This window comes from Desulfopila sp. IMCC35008 (assembly GCF_010646885.2).
In the GTDB taxonomy this organism is placed as follows: domain Bacteria; phylum Desulfobacterota; class Desulfobulbia; order Desulfobulbales; family Desulfocapsaceae; genus Desulfopila.
Window position 1 is genome coordinate 130,527 of sequence record NZ_CP050700.1, and the last position, 15,944, is coordinate 146,470.

At 48.2% G+C, this 15,944-nt stretch carries 17 protein-coding genes; 16 read left to right on the forward strand and 1 reads right to left on the reverse strand.

Annotated elements, in window-relative coordinates; translation table 11 throughout:
• Nucleotides 1-184 precede the first annotated feature (184 nt).
• From rpmH to GA520_RS00620, 9 genes are all read left to right on the forward strand, one after another.
• Entirely contained in the window at nt 185-322 is a 138-nt protein-coding gene (rpmH, locus tag GA520_RS00580) for a 50S ribosomal protein L34 (RefSeq protein WP_163337089.1), read from the forward strand.
• Nucleotides 323-328: 6 nt separating this feature from the next.
• Nucleotides 329-670, forward strand: coding sequence for a ribonuclease P protein component (rnpA, locus tag GA520_RS00585; protein ID WP_167528809.1), 342 nt, complete (start codon nt 329-331; stop codon nt 668-670).
• 16 nt (nt 671-686) lie between these two features.
• The gene (yidD, locus tag GA520_RS00590) at nt 687-914 is read left to right on the forward strand and encodes a membrane protein insertion efficiency factor YidD (RefSeq protein ID WP_163337090.1); all 228 of its coding nucleotides are present in this window, start codon (nt 687-689) and stop codon (nt 912-914) included.
• Nucleotides 915-985: 71 nt separating this feature from the next.
• Nucleotides 986-2,659, forward strand: coding sequence for a membrane protein insertase YidC (gene yidC / locus GA520_RS00595; RefSeq protein ID WP_163337091.1), 1,674 nt, complete (start codon nt 986-988; stop codon nt 2,657-2,659).
• A gap of 20 nt (nt 2,660-2,679) precedes the next feature.
• Complete coding sequence (locus GA520_RS00600) at nt 2,680-3,657, forward strand: Jag N-terminal domain-containing protein (RefSeq protein ID WP_163337092.1); 978 nt, start codon at nt 2,680-2,682, stop codon at nt 3,655-3,657.
• Between the two features lie 98 nt (nt 3,658-3,755).
• Nucleotides 3,756-5,147, forward strand: a complete 1,392-nt coding sequence (mnmE, locus tag GA520_RS00605; protein ID WP_163337093.1) for a tRNA uridine-5-carboxymethylaminomethyl(34) synthesis GTPase MnmE — start codon at nt 3,756-3,758, stop codon at nt 5,145-5,147.
• Between the two features lie 213 nt (nt 5,148-5,360).
• Complete coding sequence (locus tag GA520_RS00610; protein WP_163337094.1) at nt 5,361-5,945, forward strand: transposase; 585 nt, start codon at nt 5,361-5,363, stop codon at nt 5,943-5,945.
• Between the two features lie 483 nt (nt 5,946-6,428).
• On the forward strand, nt 6,429-6,683 hold the full coding sequence (locus GA520_RS00615) for a type II toxin-antitoxin system Phd/YefM family antitoxin (RefSeq protein ID WP_163337095.1): 255 nt from the start codon (nt 6,429-6,431) through the stop codon (nt 6,681-6,683).
• Complete coding sequence (locus GA520_RS00620; protein WP_163337096.1) at nt 6,680-7,099, forward strand: type II toxin-antitoxin system VapC family toxin; 420 nt, start codon at nt 6,680-6,682, stop codon at nt 7,097-7,099. Before GA520_RS00615 ends, GA520_RS00620 begins: the two co-directional genes overlap by 4 nt.
• Before the next feature lie 83 nt (nt 7,100-7,182).
• Here the strand turns inward: GA520_RS00620 and GA520_RS00625 are convergent, their stop codons facing one another.
• A complete protein-coding gene (locus tag GA520_RS00625) occupies nt 7,183-9,459 on the reverse strand; it encodes a tetratricopeptide repeat protein (protein ID WP_163337097.1) in 2,277 nt (758 codons plus the stop codon).
• 433 nt (nt 9,460-9,892) lie between these two features.
• Here GA520_RS00625 and GA520_RS00630 point away from each other — a divergent pair, with 433 nt between their 5' ends.
• The 7 genes from GA520_RS00630 to GA520_RS00660 all read left to right on the forward strand — a co-directional run bounded on the left by GA520_RS00630 (nt 9,893) and on the right by GA520_RS00660 (nt 15,777).
• Entirely contained in the window at nt 9,893-10,618 is a 726-nt protein-coding gene (locus GA520_RS00630) for a polysaccharide biosynthesis/export family protein (RefSeq protein WP_163337098.1), read from the forward strand.
• 85 nt (nt 10,619-10,703) lie between these two features.
• Nucleotides 10,704-12,155: a hypothetical protein gene (locus GA520_RS00635; protein WP_163337099.1), complete on the forward strand. Its 1,452-nt coding sequence runs from the start codon at nt 10,704-10,706 to the stop codon at nt 12,153-12,155.
• A 79-nt stretch (nt 12,156-12,234) separates the two neighbouring features.
• Complete coding sequence (locus GA520_RS26980) at nt 12,235-12,423, forward strand: exosortase-associated EpsI family protein (protein ID WP_370362786.1); 189 nt, start codon at nt 12,235-12,237, stop codon at nt 12,421-12,423.
• A gap of 146 nt (nt 12,424-12,569) precedes the next feature.
• Nucleotides 12,570-12,833 (forward strand): exosortase-associated EpsI family protein, encoded by a 264-nt coding sequence (locus tag GA520_RS00645; RefSeq protein WP_255494315.1) that lies wholly within the window; start codon nt 12,570-12,572, stop codon nt 12,831-12,833.
• 100 nt (nt 12,834-12,933) lie between these two features.
• The gene (locus GA520_RS00650) at nt 12,934-13,182 is read left to right on the forward strand and encodes an archaeosortase/exosortase family protein (RefSeq protein ID WP_240910095.1); all 249 of its coding nucleotides are present in this window, start codon (nt 12,934-12,936) and stop codon (nt 13,180-13,182) included.
• A gap of 82 nt (nt 13,183-13,264) precedes the next feature.
• Nucleotides 13,265-14,299, forward strand: coding sequence for a VanZ family protein (locus GA520_RS00655; protein ID WP_163337101.1), 1,035 nt, complete (start codon nt 13,265-13,267; stop codon nt 14,297-14,299).
• 95 nt (nt 14,300-14,394) lie between these two features.
• Nucleotides 14,395-15,777 (forward strand): TIGR03013 family XrtA/PEP-CTERM system glycosyltransferase, encoded by a 1,383-nt coding sequence (locus tag GA520_RS00660; protein ID WP_163337102.1) that lies wholly within the window; start codon nt 14,395-14,397, stop codon nt 15,775-15,777.
• The last annotated feature ends 167 nt before the right edge of the window (nt 15,778-15,944 follow it).

A 15,944-nucleotide genomic window follows, 5' to 3' on the forward strand; every position in this document is an offset into this window, starting at 1 on the left:
GAACTATAGATAAGTCTGTAGTCAACTGTGCAGCCTTTAAGAAACAAGCTGTTTTGTTCCAAGTCGAGGCGCGCGATAAATTTAACCACAGGCATATATATAATATGCCGAGGATTAAATTTTGAGTGCAACGAAGAATTGGGGCAAAAGAGGTGTTTCCCGGCCACGTAAGTGAGGAATTATCATGAGTAAAAGAACCTTTCAGCCGTCTAACATCAAGAGGAAAAGAACCCACGGTTTCCGTGCTCGCATGAAAACCCGTGCCGGTCGTGCAATTCTTAACGCCCGCAGGGCTCGCGGCCGCAAGCAGCTTGCTGTTTAATCTTTTTTGAAAAACCTTTCATTCCCTAAAGACCTGCAGATCCGCAAGGGGTGGCATTACCGACAGGTCTACAATGAAGGGAAACGGTTGCACGGCAGCGGGTTCAGTCTCGTCTGTCGTGCCAATGACCAAGGGTTCAGCCGCATTGGAATCAGCGTTAACCGCAAGATTCGCGGGGCTGTCAGAAGGAACCGGATTAAGAGGATCATACGCGAGTCATTTCGTCTCTACCGGGATCGTTATCCCAAAGAGGTGGATATCGTTTTTACGGTCCGTCCCGATTTTTCGCTTCCCTCTCCCCAGGTTATAAGCGAAGCCGTTGAACCCCTGGCCCGTAGGTGGGAGTGATGGGTGCAAGGCTGAAATGAAAATCACAAAAATTCCCAAAACAGTTCTGATAGGACTGGTCAGAGGATATAAATATTTTCTTTCACCACTTTTCCCACCAAGCTGTCGTTTTATCCCTACCTGTTCGACTTACACCATTCAGGCAATTGAAAAATACGGTGCTCTTCGGGGTTGTTACCTGGGGCTGCGCCGCATATTACGCTGTCACCCATTTTCACGAGGCGGTTATGATCCGGTCATCTGATCAGCAGCGCATTGCCCGTAACGTATATCCACAGGGAAAAAACCTGTGGAGTAATCTTTTTCGGAAAGCACATGGATACCTATAGAGCCTTTCTGGCTGTCATTATCTCTTTTGTAATTTTACTTGGCTATCAGTATTTCTTTGTTGGCTTCGGGCCGAAGGAACAACCGGTGGGAACTGCTGAAGTAAGCGGTGAGCAACAACCGATACAGACAGCATCACAACCGGCAGCCCAACCGTCAGTTGTGGCCCCGGCCCCTGCTGTTCAGGCACCTGCTCAGCAGGTAGTTGTCAACCCGGATGCCAGGGATATTCAGGTCGAGACAGACCTGTTCACGGCTGTGGTTTCAGAGAACGGTGGTGTGTTAAAATCCATGCGGTTGAAAAACTACAGAGAAGAGAATGGTGCAGATTCTCCCGGCATGGACCTGGTGAATAGCGATGATACAAAAGGATTTCCTCTGAATTTTTCCTGGGGGAGTGCTGTTCCGCAGGGGCTCTATTTTAAGAGCGAGACGGGGACGGTAGAATTTCGTGAGGGCAAGGGTAACCTGACCATGGTTGCCGATGCCGGAAATGGCTTGAAAGTAGTACGGACGTATACCTTCTTAAAAGACAGTTACCTCGTGGGCCTGAATGTCGCCGTGCAGAATATGTCTGAACAGCCATTGCAGGGCACCCCACAGATCTATCAGGTAAATACTCCCTTTAGCAAGACAGGAAGCCCGGCGGATCGCTTTCTTTTTCGCGGACCTTCCAGTTACATAAATGGTGAGCTGAACGAGATAAAAGCCAAGGATCTTGAGGATGGTCCACAGACCCTGCAGGGCGCTATCGAGTGGGCTGGCTATGGCGGTAATTATTTTATCAGGGCCATTGTACCCCTGGAGAATGCTGCTACCAGTTACTCCATGGAGGGAACAGAGGACCTGACCAGAACCATGCTGGCCGGTAGTCTCGATACTCTGCAACCGGGTACAGAAAAGACGTATCAATACCAGATCCTGTATGGTCCCAAGAAGGTGACCATGCTGCGGGATGCCGGTTATAACCTTGAGAGATCGGTCAACTTCGGCTGGTTTGACGTTATTGCCCGACCGACCTTATGGCTGTTGAATTTCTTTTACTCATATGTCGGTAACTACGGTATCGCCATTATTCTGGTAACCTGCATGTTTAAGGCACTGTTCTGGCCCATTACCCAGAAGGGTATGAAGTCGATGAGAAACATGCAGAAATTGCAGCCGAAGATGGTGAAGATCAAGGAGAAGTACAAAGACGACCCGACCAAGATGAACCAGGAGGTGATGGGTCTCTACAAGACCTATAAGGTTAATCCGCTTGGTGGTTGTTTGCCGATGGTTTTGCAGATCCCGGTATTTTTTGCTCTTTACAAGGTGTTGTTGCAGTCCATTGAGCTCAGGCATGCCCCATTTATGTTGTGGATTAATGACCTGTCAGCTCCTGATAGGCTCTGGATAGGTATTGATATCCCGTATCTTGGCGGTATTCCGGTGTTGACACTGATGATGGGTGCCTCCATGTGGCTCCAGCAGAAGATGACACCGACGACTGCGGATCCTGCCCAGGCGAAGATCCTGCAGTTCCTGCCGGTTATTTTTACCTTCATGTTCCTTAATTTTGCATCCGGTCTTGTGCTTTACTGGTTTATCAATAACCTGCTGTCTATTCTGCAGCAGCAGTTGATTAACCGTGATGTGAAAGTCAAACCGGCCAAAGCATAGGGAAGGGAGGAAGCGACAAGATGTCCGAAGAAAAACACGACTTTTACGGCAAGGAAGTAACTGACGCGATCAAAAAGGCTGTTGATACCCTGAAGGTGCCGCAGGAACAGTTGGATATTGAGGTTCTTGAAACCGGATCAACCGGAATTTTCGGGCTGATCCGCAAAAAGGCGAAAATCAGGGTGAAGCTGCAGGACGATACTTCCAAAGGAGCCGTTCAGGCCGATGAGCCTGTTGAAGTTAAACCGGTTCCTGAGGCTCCAAAGAAACGACCTCGAAAAAAGCAAGCTCCAAAGCCTGAGAAAAAGATGGATAAGGTAGAGGAGAAAGTAGTTGAGGTTGAGCAAAAGGAAGTTGATACGATTGAAGAGACTATTAAAGAAAAAGAACCGGAGCAGCCACCAGCGGTTGTCGAGGAGGAAGTAAACGTAAGCGATGAATCCATTGCTATTGTAAAGCAAGATCTGGCCAAGATGCTGGAACTGATGGGCTATGGTTCATCGATTGAGGTCATTGCTGATGGGCTTACGATTCAGTGCCATATAAGCGACGAGTTCCAGAAGGAATTATCCGGGCCGGAAGGCAAGACCCTTGATTCCATCCAGTATCTTATTCGCAAAATTTCTGCCCGAAAATGTGCCGAAAGATTACGTATTAATGTTGATGTCGGCAATTTTCGCGAGCAACGTTTGGAAGAGCTGAAAGAACGCGCTGTAACACTCGCATCCCAGGTGAAGGAAGACGGCAAAACGCAGGTGCTTCCTGCACTGAACCCCTCTGAAAGACGGGAAATCCATATGGTTCTCCAGGAGGATAAAGAGGTTCGCAGCCGCTCCGTCGGGGAAGGATTATTTAAGAAAATTCTTATCTACAAGCCGGGAAAAACCACCCGAGGTGGTGGCGGAGGAGGAGGCGGAAGAAAAAAGAGTGGCCCACGCAACGGTAACCGCCGCGGCAGACCACCCCGCAACTCCAAGCCCAAAACCAACGAGGAGTAATAAGTTTCTTACGGGGTCAGGCATACCCCGGGGTCAGGCTTAAGCCTGACCCCACCCAAACCTGCCTGACCCCATCAATAACCACCCACAATCAAAAGATGCCAACCGCAGCCGCAAACCAATCCACCATAGCCGCCATCTCCACCCCACCAGGCTCCGGAGGAATCGGCATCATCCGCATCAGCGGGGATCAATCCCTGCCCGTCTTAAAGACACTCTTTACACCCCAGGACCCAAACTGCACCTACGAGAGTCATAAGTTCCATTACGGCCACATCGTTCATCCTGCGTCCGGAAAAATAATCGATGAAATCCTGGCTGTATACATGCAGACTCCCAAGAGCTATACCCGGGAAGACGTTGTCGAAATCCACTGCCACGGAAGTTTCCTGGTATTGCAAAACGTCCTTGAGCTCATCCTCGAGCAGGGTGTACAGCTCGCCGAACCTGGTGAATTCACCAAACGCGCCTTTTTAAACGGACGCATTGACCTGACGAAGGCAGAAGCGGTCATAGATATCCTGTCCGCCCGGACCCGAAAGGGTGTCGATATTGCCCAGCAGCAGCTCTCCGGCTCACTCTATAACCGTATAGATATCATCAGGAAAAGCCTGACCCACATGCGGGCCCTGATTGAGGTGGCCATCGATTTCCCCGATGAGGATATTGATATCATAGACCGGGAGCAACTCCTCAAACAGCTGGATAATGAGGTCGCTGTCCCCATAGAACGTCTCCTCAAGAATGCGGATCAGGGCAAGATATACCGCGAAGGTATCTCAGTCGTCATCACCGGCCTGCCCAATGTTGGTAAATCGAGTCTGATGAATACCCTGCTGCAGGAAGAACGTGCCCTTGTTACCGAGATCCCCGGTACCACCCGAGATACAATCGAAGAATGTCTCGATATACATGGCATGCCGGTCAGGCTCGTAGATACCGCCGGGATTCGTGATGAAGTGGGTAAGGTTGAGGAACTCGGCATCCAGCGGGCAATGACCCTTATTAACGAAGCGGACTTGGTGCTGTTCATGTTAGACGGCTCAAAGGCAGTATCTGATGGAGATAAGCAGCTCTTCCACGCAGTGCAACATAAACCCCTTCTTGCGGTAATAAATAAGAGTGATCTCGACTCAGAATGCGACATCTCTTCGCTCACTCCAGATGTGAACGTACAACAGATCCAGATCTCAGCAAAACACCAGCAAGGAATAGAGGGGCTCAAGCACGCCATCTTCACCAGGGTGACATCAGGCACTGACCAATGGGAAGAGGAAGGGTGCGCACCCAACATACGCCATAAAGCCGCCCTCACCAAAGCTCACGAGGCCTGCCAACACATCCAAGATGCCCTCAGCAACAACCTCACCACCGACCTTATCGCCGTCGACCTGCAGGAATGCCTCAACCACCTCGGCGACATTGTCGGCGAAACCACCACCGAAGACATTCTCGACGTCATCTTCGAACAATTCTGCCTCGGCAAATAACTACCCCGGGGTTTGTCCCGGGGGCTGTCCCGGGGTCAGGCTTCAATTGCCGGGGTCAGGCTTAAGCCTGACCCCAACTACTTCTCACTTCTCACACTGCAACCCGGGTGTTGCATTGCACCGGGGCCTAAATGACTGTCTGACCTACAATCACCAATCACAACTCCCTCCCCAACCCTTTACATTTCACCAAATATCGTATAATAGTCTAACATGCCAAGACCATTACGAATAATTTTCCCCAACACACCCCACCACATAACCCAAAGAGGCTACAACCACCAACCCGTCTTCCACTATGAAGAAGACTACCAAACCTATCTCTCCAACCTCCTCACCTTCAAAAAACAATTCAATTGCAAGATATACGCATACTGCCTGATGTCCAACCATGTCCATCTCGTAATCAACCCTGGCGACAACCCCGACTCAATCTCAAATCTTATGCAAAGAGTAGCAGGCCGCCAAACCCACTATAGAAATGTCCGTTACAATCGAAGAGGCAGCCTATGGGAAGGCCGCTTCAAATGCACCCACATACCCAGCCTAGAGTACCTTCTCGCCTGCTACTGCTATATCGATCTCAATCCTTTTCATGCGGGTATAGTAAAGAAACCGCAATCATATAGATGGTCCAGCTGCTCCGCACACATCACCGATGAGTGTAATCCAATTCTCGATACAGATATTGTATACCAAGCCTTGGGCGACAGCCAAAAAGAGAGAGCCCAATTATACCTGGAGTACCTGAGAAACAGCGTCAAAGAAGAGAAATTTACTAACCGGGGCCAGGCTTAAGCCTGGCCCCAAACACCCTGAGCTTCTAAACTAAACAAAAAAAATCTGTATCTTAGTGTATTAACGATTGGCGAGATCCATATAGGAATCGAAAGTTACAGCCTGGGAAAAGAAAACAGAATTACAACACAGAAGGGCAAACGAATTGCGAGAAAGATTCAAAGGAAGAATCGTGATAACCGAGGTCTGTCCGGGGTCAGGCTTAAGCCTGACCCCTCCTGCTTATATTCACCGCCAGCCTTTTTCTAAAACCATTCACATCTCAAGCATCAAGTTGACAACTAAAGAGGATTGACATACAGTCTAGACAGGCTAGCCATAAATACATGAGTTTGGGGCAGGCCTCCATCCGGGGTCAGGCTTAAGCCTGACCCCTCATATACCGAACAATAGTTCGTCATATGATATGACATGAATACTCGCAAATATATGGTGACACTTTATTAAAAGTTCTGACGAGCCCGATATAGCTAAGGTGAAACGATGATACATAATGAATGGCAATTGCAAGAAGCAAAAAATAAATTCAGCAAATTAGTTGAAAAAGCGCAAAAAACAGGTCCGCAAGTTGTGACTAAACATGGACGTGATGCCGTGGTGGTTCTTTCAATTGACGATTATAAAAAGCTCACGAAAAGGAAACATGATTTGGTTAAATTCTTTCAGTCGTCACCCTTGGCAGGTGAAGAAATTGAGTTGTCTCGATCAAAAGAAAGACCAAGGGATGTGGAGTTATGAAATATCTCCTCGATACCTGCGTCTTGTCTGAGTTAATTAAGAAAGCGCCTGAAAAAAAGGTGGTATCCTGGATTTCAGACCTGAATGAAGATGATTTATATCTCAGCGTACTAACAATTGGAGAAATATACAAAGGCGTTGAGAAACTACAGTCAGGAGCAAAGAAAACAGAATTACACAACTGGGTGTCAAACGAATTGCGAGAAAGATTCAAAGGCAGAATACTGGATTTTGACCTGCCAACAGCCTCAATATGGGGGAAGCTTCAAGGCGAGTCGGAATCTGTTGGAAGGCCAATGTCTGCTATTGATGGCCAAATCGCAGCGACTGGTGTTTCTAACAACCTGACTATTGCTACCCGGAATATCTCTGATATGGAAGTAAGCGGAGTGTCATTATATAACCCATGGGAGTAAACAGTGCGCAGCTACCCGAGGGGCAGGCGTAAGCCCGGGGTTCGACTTAAGCCTGGCCCCAAATACCATCAACCCTCCAAACCCTACTCACCCTTCCACTCACCCAACAGCTTCTCAGCCTCACCCCTTTCACCAAACTCAACCTCCGAACTAACAGCCTTCTGAAGAAAGCCCAGAGCCTCCTCTTTCTCCCCTTTACCATACTGAGCCATAGCCATATGATAATTAATAATGGGGTCGTCTGCCCTTTCGTTCAACGCCTGCTGAAACTGGGTCGTAGCCAACCCATAAGATTCACGCTTCAGATGCACCATACCAAGGGTATCAGCAATACGAGGGTCATCCGGCAGAGCCTGTTTAGCCATCATGGCTAGACGCAACGCCTCGCCCAGGTCTCCTCCTTCCTCAGAGAGCATGATATAGGCCATGTTATTAGCAGCGGTGGGTTGGTCGGGTGCTACCTCGAGCACCTTCTGGTAAATAGTCTTTGCATCAGTGAACTTCTCTTGAGACTCAAAAATGGTAGCCAACCCAAGATTTGCAGGCACCGAATTCGGATCCTTGGCAAGCAACCCTTTAAACTCTGTGACTGCTTCTTCCGTTCTGCCGAGTCGGTGCATCAACCTGCCGCGGATAATATACGGCTGCGGGTTATTCGGAGCAAGTTCCTGGGCCTTCGCAAACGTGGTCAGCGCATCTTCCGGCTTTTTCGCCCTTAACTGCAGATCGCCAAGCAGCATATAGTGGCTGGCTGTCTCCGGAGATTTAGTAATCTGCTCCTGCACCATCGCGATTGCTTTCTCAATATCCCCCTCTGCGGAGAGTGAGGCAGCCATGGCGAGCGCACGTGAATTACCGGGCACCTTTTCGAGCAGCTGGGTAAAGGTTTCGAGAGCCTTGTCCCTATCCTTTAAACCAACATAAGCAAGGCCAAGACTACCGATCATGTCCGGGTCTCCGGATACCTGCTTCTGGACATCTGTTATCAGTTTCACCGCATCCTCAAAACGCTTATCAAGCAACAACGCTTTAGCAAGAAAACGTACAGCTACGTAATTGCGAGGGTTGAGTTTGAGTGCAATTGTGGCTTCCTTACCGGCGTTCACTGCATCACCCTGCATTAAAAAGAGCTGAGCCTGCAGGGCGTGAAACTGGCTGTTGGCCGGAGAGAGTTGCAGCGCCTTGCGGGCCATCTGCTGGGCCAACTCGATCTCACCGAGTTTGAGATGGCAAAGCGCGAGATGGTAGTGTGGATCGGCCCACTTCGGGTAATCTTTAGTGAGCACGGTAAAGGTCTCGAGCGCTTCCTGATTCTTGCCTCCAGCGAGCAGCAGTTTACCCTTAACAAAGGTAGCACCTTTATGAGCGTCGTTGCTGGCAAGAACCTCATCTACCAATTGCTGCGTTTCGTCTATTTTTCGCTGATTAAACAAGATGTCTGCGAGAGCCGCTTTCAGGTCATTTGAATCCGGCAGTACTTCCAGCGCTTCAGTTAAAGCTGTCGCCGCCTTCTCAAGATCCTTCTGCTGCCGGTAAAAGCTGGAGAGCATCAGCCGGAACCGGACTTCTTCTGGATTGAGCTCAACAAGCTTTATTAATGTCGCTTCGGTCCGATCCTTATCCTGTACAGCATTGTAATAGCTGGAAAGAACCAGGAGCGCCTGTGGCTTGTCTCCAAAATTCGACTCGATTTTCTCCGCCAGCTCATTTGCATTGTCACTCAACTTCTGCTGTTGATAAAGCAGGAGCAAGGTTCGGTAGTTGGAAAGATTTTCCGGACCGAGCTCAATGGCTTGGATAAACATCCTTTCGCTTTCCACAAAATCCTTCTGGGCAGCTGCAAGTCTCCCGCGAATGTTATAAAAACGGTCGCTTTCGGCCTCCGGCCCTGTGGCTTTTTCAAGGGCCGCTTTTGCAGCCTCAAAGTTACCGTCGATAAGCTCCACATTGGCGAGTAGCGCAATCCCGTCAAGGTAAGAAGGATCTTTTTCGAGAACAGTACTCAAGTACTTTCTTGTTTCTTCCTTCTTCTTCGCCATAAGATAGAATTCTGCCACCTTGACTCCGGCATCCAGATTGCTCGGATCAAGGGTGACAGACCGCTGCAATTCACCAAATGCGGCCTTAGCGTCACCGTTTTTCAGATAGAGAAGGCCAAGCTGGTAGCGTGCATCGGAAAATTTCGGGTCGATGTCGATGGCATTTCGCAATTCAATGATGGCGGAGTTGCTGTCTTCCTGATTGATGTACTCAAGCGCCCTTGCATAATGCTTCTCTTTTTTCTTTTCAGGGTTTGAGCAGCCGGCGAGAACAAAGGATACGAGAAGTGCGATGCAGCAGAGACGAAGCAAGTTAAACATGGCTTTACCTTGATGCGTATGGTTGAAGTTGAAATACATGTGCAATACCCCAGGATTTCTCACCCAGCTCAATGGGGGCTGGCTTCAGCCCGACCCCAAGCAACCAAGGATCTAAATCGCAGTAATCAAAACTGTGGTTTTTGTCCTTTGTTGTGCTCGTTGCGTAACGAGCATGGTTGTTTATGAGAAATTCAGAATAAGTGGATAATCTATTCCATAATGTCCTTTTTTCCTATCAAAAAAACACTCTCGCTGCTAGCTGTGGAGGGTGGTTATCTAAAACCCCTGCATGGTAAGGGAATCAATTGACAGGATACGTGAAATGTGCTCGAATGGATGATCGGAATAACATGTAAATGAAGGGTTTACGTATATATACCTAGTTTGGGTTGGTAGGTTTACGGGTCAGTTGGGCGACCGTGAAGGAGGGGGTATGGGTGTCTTTCGAACTGTGATGATAATCGGTTTCTTGTTACTCCTTGGGTCTCCTGTATTCGCGGCCCAGTCGACAAAGGATGTTACGGCCTCCGACGCCTTGAAGAAGGAAGCCATGGGTATGGTGCTGGGAAACGATAGTCCAATGCCTCATGAGCAGGGCCAGTATGTTGTTGGGCACGGCGATATCCTTGAAGTTCAGGTGTATGGTGAAGGCTCCATGGCGGTTTCAGCACCTGGCGGCGGAAGGACTGATGACGGGGGTGAAGGGGAAGGGTTGCGTGGTTCCGGGTCCGGCGTGCAGGTACGTATCGACGGCAGGATCTCGCTCAAACACCTTGGCGATGTTCAGGCCGTGGGCATGAACCTGACAGAACTTGCCGATTACCTGAAGATCCTCTATGAAACGGTATATGAAGAACCCATCGTGACCGTTGTACTGAAACAATCGAACTCTCAGCGCTATACTGTCATGGGAAAGGTCTCCAGTCCAGGTATCTTTTACCTGGATTACCCCATCAACCTGGTTCAGGTTGTTGCCAGGTGTGGGGGCTTTAATGAATGGGCCAACTCGGAACTGACCGTTGTACGCAAGAACGGAGAGAAGCCGGAGAATTTATTCGATGGTAATACACTCAGCTTTGATTACGACGATTTCCTGAAAGGAAAATCCTTGGAAAAGAACGTACTGATTCAGGCCGGTGATATTATCATCGCCCACTGATAAGGCCATGGAAAATGAGAGAACAGCTATAGCCGGGGTCAGGCTTAAGCCTGACCCCCATTAAATGGTGAATGAGAGAACAGCTATGAAAAGAAAACTGGCCATTCTATTAATTGCTTTACTGGTAACGCCAGTAGCGGCCCAGGCCCGGAGAACCACGCTTTCCGGTGGGATCAGCGCTGGCTATGATTACACCGAGCGTATATATGATCTAAATGATACGAACGAGGGCGACTCTTCTTCCGACAGCACTAGCCGGGATGACGATGAAACCTCGCGCCTGGTGATCTCTCCAACCATCACCATCATTTCAGAGAGTGAGCGAGACAGTGTCTCTTTTGATTACACCCCAAGCTTTCTTTACGATCTGGATGAAAGTGATAACGACCTGGATCACCACCTAACCCTCGACTATAACAGATCGCTCTCCAGAAACTGGAGCATTAAACTCTCAGACAGTTTTGTCGACACCGACGAATTTAATTCATACGGCACCCCTGATGGACTGTTCGATGAAGAAGCGGATGACACTGTTGTCTCGGCCACACCGACGACCGAAAACCGACTGCGTGATGAATCGGGACGGCGGCGATACTATACCAACACATTTTTCGCCTCTACAGATTACACGTATTTTGAAGAAAGCGTTCTCTCTTTTGGTTACAGCTGGAACATCCTCAGAAATGATGACGTAAGCGAAGAAGAAAATTATGAAGACTATGATAAGCATGATCTGAACTTCTCCGTAAGCCATCGATTCAACTCTCAATGGAAGATGTCTGGTTATGGCCGTTATATACAGGGAATTTATGACAGCCCTGAAGATACGACGGTCCAGGAAGACGTCGAGACTGCTACCGGCAACGATGATCTTTATGAATACCACGCGGGGCTTTCCCTCTCATCAGAGTTCAAGCAGCATCACCCAGTTACGCTCAGCTACGATTTTTCTGAGACAGAATACGATTCGGAGAATACCGACAACAGCCAGATTCACGCTTTTAATATCGGGTATCAGTGGGCCGCCACGCCACGCCTTGATGCCAGTTTCGGTATCGGCCCCACCTATTCCAAACAAAACGATTCCGAGGATTCCTGGGACACCAATGGCTATCTCACTATCCTATATCGGCTTGAGCGAGGATCTTTCAGCTTTAATTCCACCGCTGGAACGGAGTTTGAGAACTTTTCCGGTACGGATGAGCGGGGTTTTTCCCAATATTGGCAAACACGGGCCGATTACAATTACACGCTTATAAAAGATCTAACTTTAGGTCTTTACTGCTATTATCGCAACGAGAACAGGGGTGAGCTAGCCGGCACCCCTGTGGGTGAAGTGGATGAATTAACGACGACCGAGATCGAGGTGCAGCAGTACGCCTTAGGCGGTAGTCTGAGTTATACTTTTTATGAGAATTATACGGCGGCTTTCAGTTACGGCTTTGTCAACCAGAGCTCCGACCTGCCTGATGATGAGTATGATGACCATAGGGTCCAGCTGACCGTCTCATACCAGAACGATTTCATGCAGTGGTAAGAGAAAGTGTGGTTAAATAATGATAAGTAAGTTTCGTGTCCTGATAATTCTCCTGCTGTTTGCGCTCACCTGGTATGGCATGGAGATCACCGCCGAGGTGCACCCCGTCCCCATTAAGCAGTCTCTTGGTCAATTCCCCAAAACCATCGGAGATTACAGGCTGGCCAATACCTTCCAGTCGTCCGCCGATGTGATCGAGATGCTCGGGGTGGACGATTATCTCCAGTACAATTACATCAACCCAGAAAATGACGTTATCAACCTCTAAGTCGGCTACTACGAGTCGGTTGGTGTGGATGGTGGCTACCACTCGCCCCGTAACTGCATCCCAGTTGGCGGCTGGGGTATTGACGGGATAATACCTATCGACTCGATACCGGCACTGAGGGAAGACCAATCTCAACCATCTCTGAGATGCTTATCCGCAGGGTTAACGAGTACCAAATCGTTTTCTATTGTTACCAGAACAGGGGGAGGGTAATAGTTTCAGAATACTGGGAGAAGATATACCAGGTAACGGACGCCCTGCTGATGGGTCGTCGGGATGGTACCTTTGTCCGCATCATGGCGAGAGTGCCCGGGAACGGTTCCATCGAGAAAAACAGGCAGGAGCTGGATGGGTTTTCTGGACTGGTCATGACAAACCTTGAGCAATATCCCCTAGGGGCTAAAATCTGATGAAAACAGCAACCGGCCTCGATAGAGCTTCACTGGGTTTGCTCGATCTACTACTCGCTGACACAGCAGCTTTCTACTATCCATTATTGTAAATCTTGTTGTGACGGACTGGGATGTAAACGAGGATTACTCCCACGGTTACTTTATTCTCTTCCTGCTCGGTTGGAGATATTTCAAGAAACTCCTATTTCCAACCCTGTACTTCTTGTTCATGATTCCGCTGCCAGCGATTATCTGGAATAAGATCCCCTTCCCCATGCAGCTTTTTGCCTCAGGCATAACGGAGCATGTTGTGTATGCTCTCGGCATTCCGATATTCAGGGAAGGCAATTTCCTCCGCCGGCCATGATGCGAAGGGGTTCGTTGATTATTTCTACTGTGACGAGTTCTTTTTCAACAAGTATCTCGCCGAGGTGTGCTTTTCCTACCATATGGTTTTCGCACAATGTGTGTGGAAGCATGTTGTTGTTGCAAGGTTGCTGTTAAGCTGGTTAGAAGAAGAGGTTGCGATTGTTCCGCAACTCTTCTTTTTCTTATCTCCAAGTGTTATGCGAAAAAAGATCACTCTAATTGCTTTGTTAATTGCACTGTTTCCCTGGTTTTTTCTCGGCGGTTCGGTGAAGCTGCATCGTGTGGTGCAAGAGGTGTGGGAACTTGGTCATGTCGTCTTCTTTTTCCTGTTTGCTCTGATTGGAGATGACGTCCTGCGGCACTCCATCTCACCTCGTTTTCGCCGTTACTGTTATATCTATTTCCTTGGTTTCGGGTTGGGTGCGGCTATTGAACTGATCCAACTCGCACTTCCCGGTCGCTATTTCTCCTATACCGATATCCTACACAACTGTGTTGGAATCATCACCGCATTTATGGGGTTGATTATCAAGGGTGAAAAATCCGCTAAGGCACGGTTTTATTGGGCGCTGGTCTTGTTGGTACTAATAATTATAGTGACACTTCCGATTGCTAGGATTGTTATGGATGAATTATGCAGCTACAAAAAATTTCCGGTGTTGAGCAATTTCGAGGCAAGGGCAGAAGTTGGACGCTGGAAGGGCAATAACAGCTCACTGGAGAGGGTACGAATGGTTACCCAAGGTGGTGATTATGCAATGAAGCTGACCTTGATTCCTGCTAAGTATTCTGGTGCTAACCTGAAACATTTTCCCGGCAACTGGGAAGGATATCGCTTCTTGCGGCTTAGTGCTTTTATAGATAGTGGGGGGATGACTCTTCATTTACGTGTCCATGATAAACTCCATGATAAAGATCAGGTTTATGGGAACAGATTTAACGGGAAGGTGGATTTGCATTCGGGTTGGAATGAAATCCGTATACCCCTGAGTGATATAAAAAACGGGCCTAAAGCGCGGGAAATGGATATGGCAAGTATCCGTGGAGTGGGGTTATTCATGATAGATTTGAGCGAAGAACATACCATATTTCTAGATAATGTCATGTTGGAATGAGAGAGGTTGACACGGAGGGATATCTTCGGTTAAAGATAACAAGTCGTTAGAGTTGGATCTGAATCAATAGCTTTCAGTATTACGGTATCCTTGCCATGCCCAGTATCTTCAATAAGTATTATCCCAAGCGTAATATCGTTTTTTTCCTTGGTGAGGGGCTATTAATTTTCATCCCCATCCTGCTTTCTTGCTGGTTATTCAAGGGGGCTGGTCTGTTTCGTATTGACTTGATGTTGTATGTAGGCCAGGCAGCGCTTGTCACGTTTGTCTTCCAGCTATGTCTCTATTTTTTCGACTTGTATGACCTGAACTGTGATATCAGTATGCCGGATACGGCTACGAGGATTGTGCAGGCATTCGGGTTGGGGTGTATCATCCTCTCTGCATTGTTTTACCTAGTTCCCGATCTCTTGATACATACCAAAATCTTTTGGTCGGGTTTTCTTATTACAAGCGTTGCACTGTTGGTTTATCGCTCGCTTTATTACCGCATCCTTCGGCAGCGGATGTTTGTGCAGGGAGTGGTGTTGATCGGGACTGGCAGGATGGCTGACGATATTGCCAGGGAGGTTGAGGGGAGGCAGGACTCTGTTTATAAGATTGTGGCTTTTGTGGGAGAGGGGTCGTCTGTTTTCAACCCGCATCAGGTGCCTATTGTTTCCGGGCTTGATGAGGTTAAAACCCTTTTCCCTCATCAATTGATAGAGCGGGTGGTGGTCGCACCGGATGACCGCAGGGGGAGTACGCCTGTTCGTACTTTATTGGAATACAAGATGAAGGGGTGTACCATCGAGCAGGGGGTGACTTTTTATGAGCGTATTACCAGCAAAATTCTGGTGGAGAGGGTGAATCCGGGCTGGATGATTTTTTCTGATGGTTTTGTGCTCAGTCGTTGGCGCTATCTGGTGAAACGGTTTCTCGATGTTGTTATGGCGTTGCTGCTTTTTGTTGTTTCGTTTCCGGTGATGGTGATTTCTGCCGTTATCATTAAGTTTGAGTCACCAGGGCCTATCCTGTATATGCAGGAGCGGGTTGGTGAGAACAAGACGACTTTTAAGGTTATCAAGTTCAGGTCGATGCGGCAGGATGCAGAAAAGGATGGGGCTGTTTGGGCAAAAAAGAATGATGATCGGGTGACGAAGTTTGGTGGTTTTATCCGTAAAGTTCGGATAGATGAACTGCCCCAACTCTGGAATGTTTTGAAGGGGGAGATGAGTTTTGTTGGGCCTCGACCTGAGCGACCGGTTTTTGTGGATGACCTTGTTATGGAAATTCCCTATTATAATCTTCGACATGGGATCAAGCCGGGGCTTACCGGCTGGGCTCAGGTAAAATATCCATATGGTGCTTCAAAAGAAGATGCGCTTCGAAAGCTTGAGTATGACCTTTATTACATCAAGAATCTCTCCATTGCCTTGGATCTTCTCATTATTTTCTATACGGTGAAGACCGTTCTTTTTCACAAGGGTGGCCGGTAAATACAGCTGCCTTTTCTTTCTGCCAGATTCTCTTAAATCTTTCCCCTGTTGTTGGCGGTGCTTCGTTGATTGCGACAACGTGGTGTTTTGGATTGTTTCTGCATTTTTTTCAAAAAAATACTGTTCTTATATCTATCTTAAAAGATGTAAAAAAATGCTCGTTTTTA

Bases quoted from the DNA above. Each gene is read 5' to 3' on its own strand.
- rpmH (WP_163337089.1), top strand. From the start codon at position 185: ATGAGTAAAAGAACCTTTCAGCCGTCTAACATCAAGAGGAAAAGAACC.
- GA520_RS00620 (WP_163337096.1), top strand. From the start codon at position 6,680: ATGAAATATCTCCTCGATACCTGCGTCTTGTCTGAGTTAATTAAGAAA.
- GA520_RS00635 (WP_163337099.1), top strand. From the start codon at position 10,704: ATGAAAAGAAAACTGGCCATTCTATTAATTGCTTTACTGGTAACGCCA.
- GA520_RS00600 (WP_163337092.1), top strand. From the start codon at position 2,680: ATGTCCGAAGAAAAACACGACTTTTACGGCAAGGAAGTAACTGACGCG.
- GA520_RS00645 (WP_255494315.1), top strand. From the start codon at position 12,570: ATGCTTATCCGCAGGGTTAACGAGTACCAAATCGTTTTCTATTGTTAC.
- GA520_RS00660 (WP_163337102.1), top strand. From the start codon at position 14,395: ATGCCCAGTATCTTCAATAAGTATTATCCCAAGCGTAATATCGTTTTT.
- yidC (WP_163337091.1), top strand. From the start codon at position 986: ATGGATACCTATAGAGCCTTTCTGGCTGTCATTATCTCTTTTGTAATT.
- GA520_RS00630 (WP_163337098.1), top strand. From the start codon at position 9,893: ATGGGTGTCTTTCGAACTGTGATGATAATCGGTTTCTTGTTACTCCTT.
- mnmE (WP_163337093.1), top strand. From the start codon at position 3,756: ATGCCAACCGCAGCCGCAAACCAATCCACCATAGCCGCCATCTCCACC.
- yidD (WP_163337090.1), top strand. From the start codon at position 687: ATGAAAATCACAAAAATTCCCAAAACAGTTCTGATAGGACTGGTCAGA.
- GA520_RS26980 (WP_370362786.1), top strand. From the start codon at position 12,235: ATGGAGATCACCGCCGAGGTGCACCCCGTCCCCATTAAGCAGTCTCTT.
- GA520_RS00610 (WP_163337094.1), top strand. From the start codon at position 5,361: ATGCCAAGACCATTACGAATAATTTTCCCCAACACACCCCACCACATA.
- GA520_RS00625 (WP_163337097.1), bottom strand. From the start codon at position 9,459: ATGTTTAACTTGCTTCGTCTCTGCTGCATCGCACTTCTCGTATCCTTT.
- GA520_RS00615 (WP_163337095.1), top strand. From the start codon at position 6,429: ATGATACATAATGAATGGCAATTGCAAGAAGCAAAAAATAAATTCAGC.
- GA520_RS00655 (WP_163337101.1), top strand. From the start codon at position 13,265: ATGGTTTTCGCACAATGTGTGTGGAAGCATGTTGTTGTTGCAAGGTTG.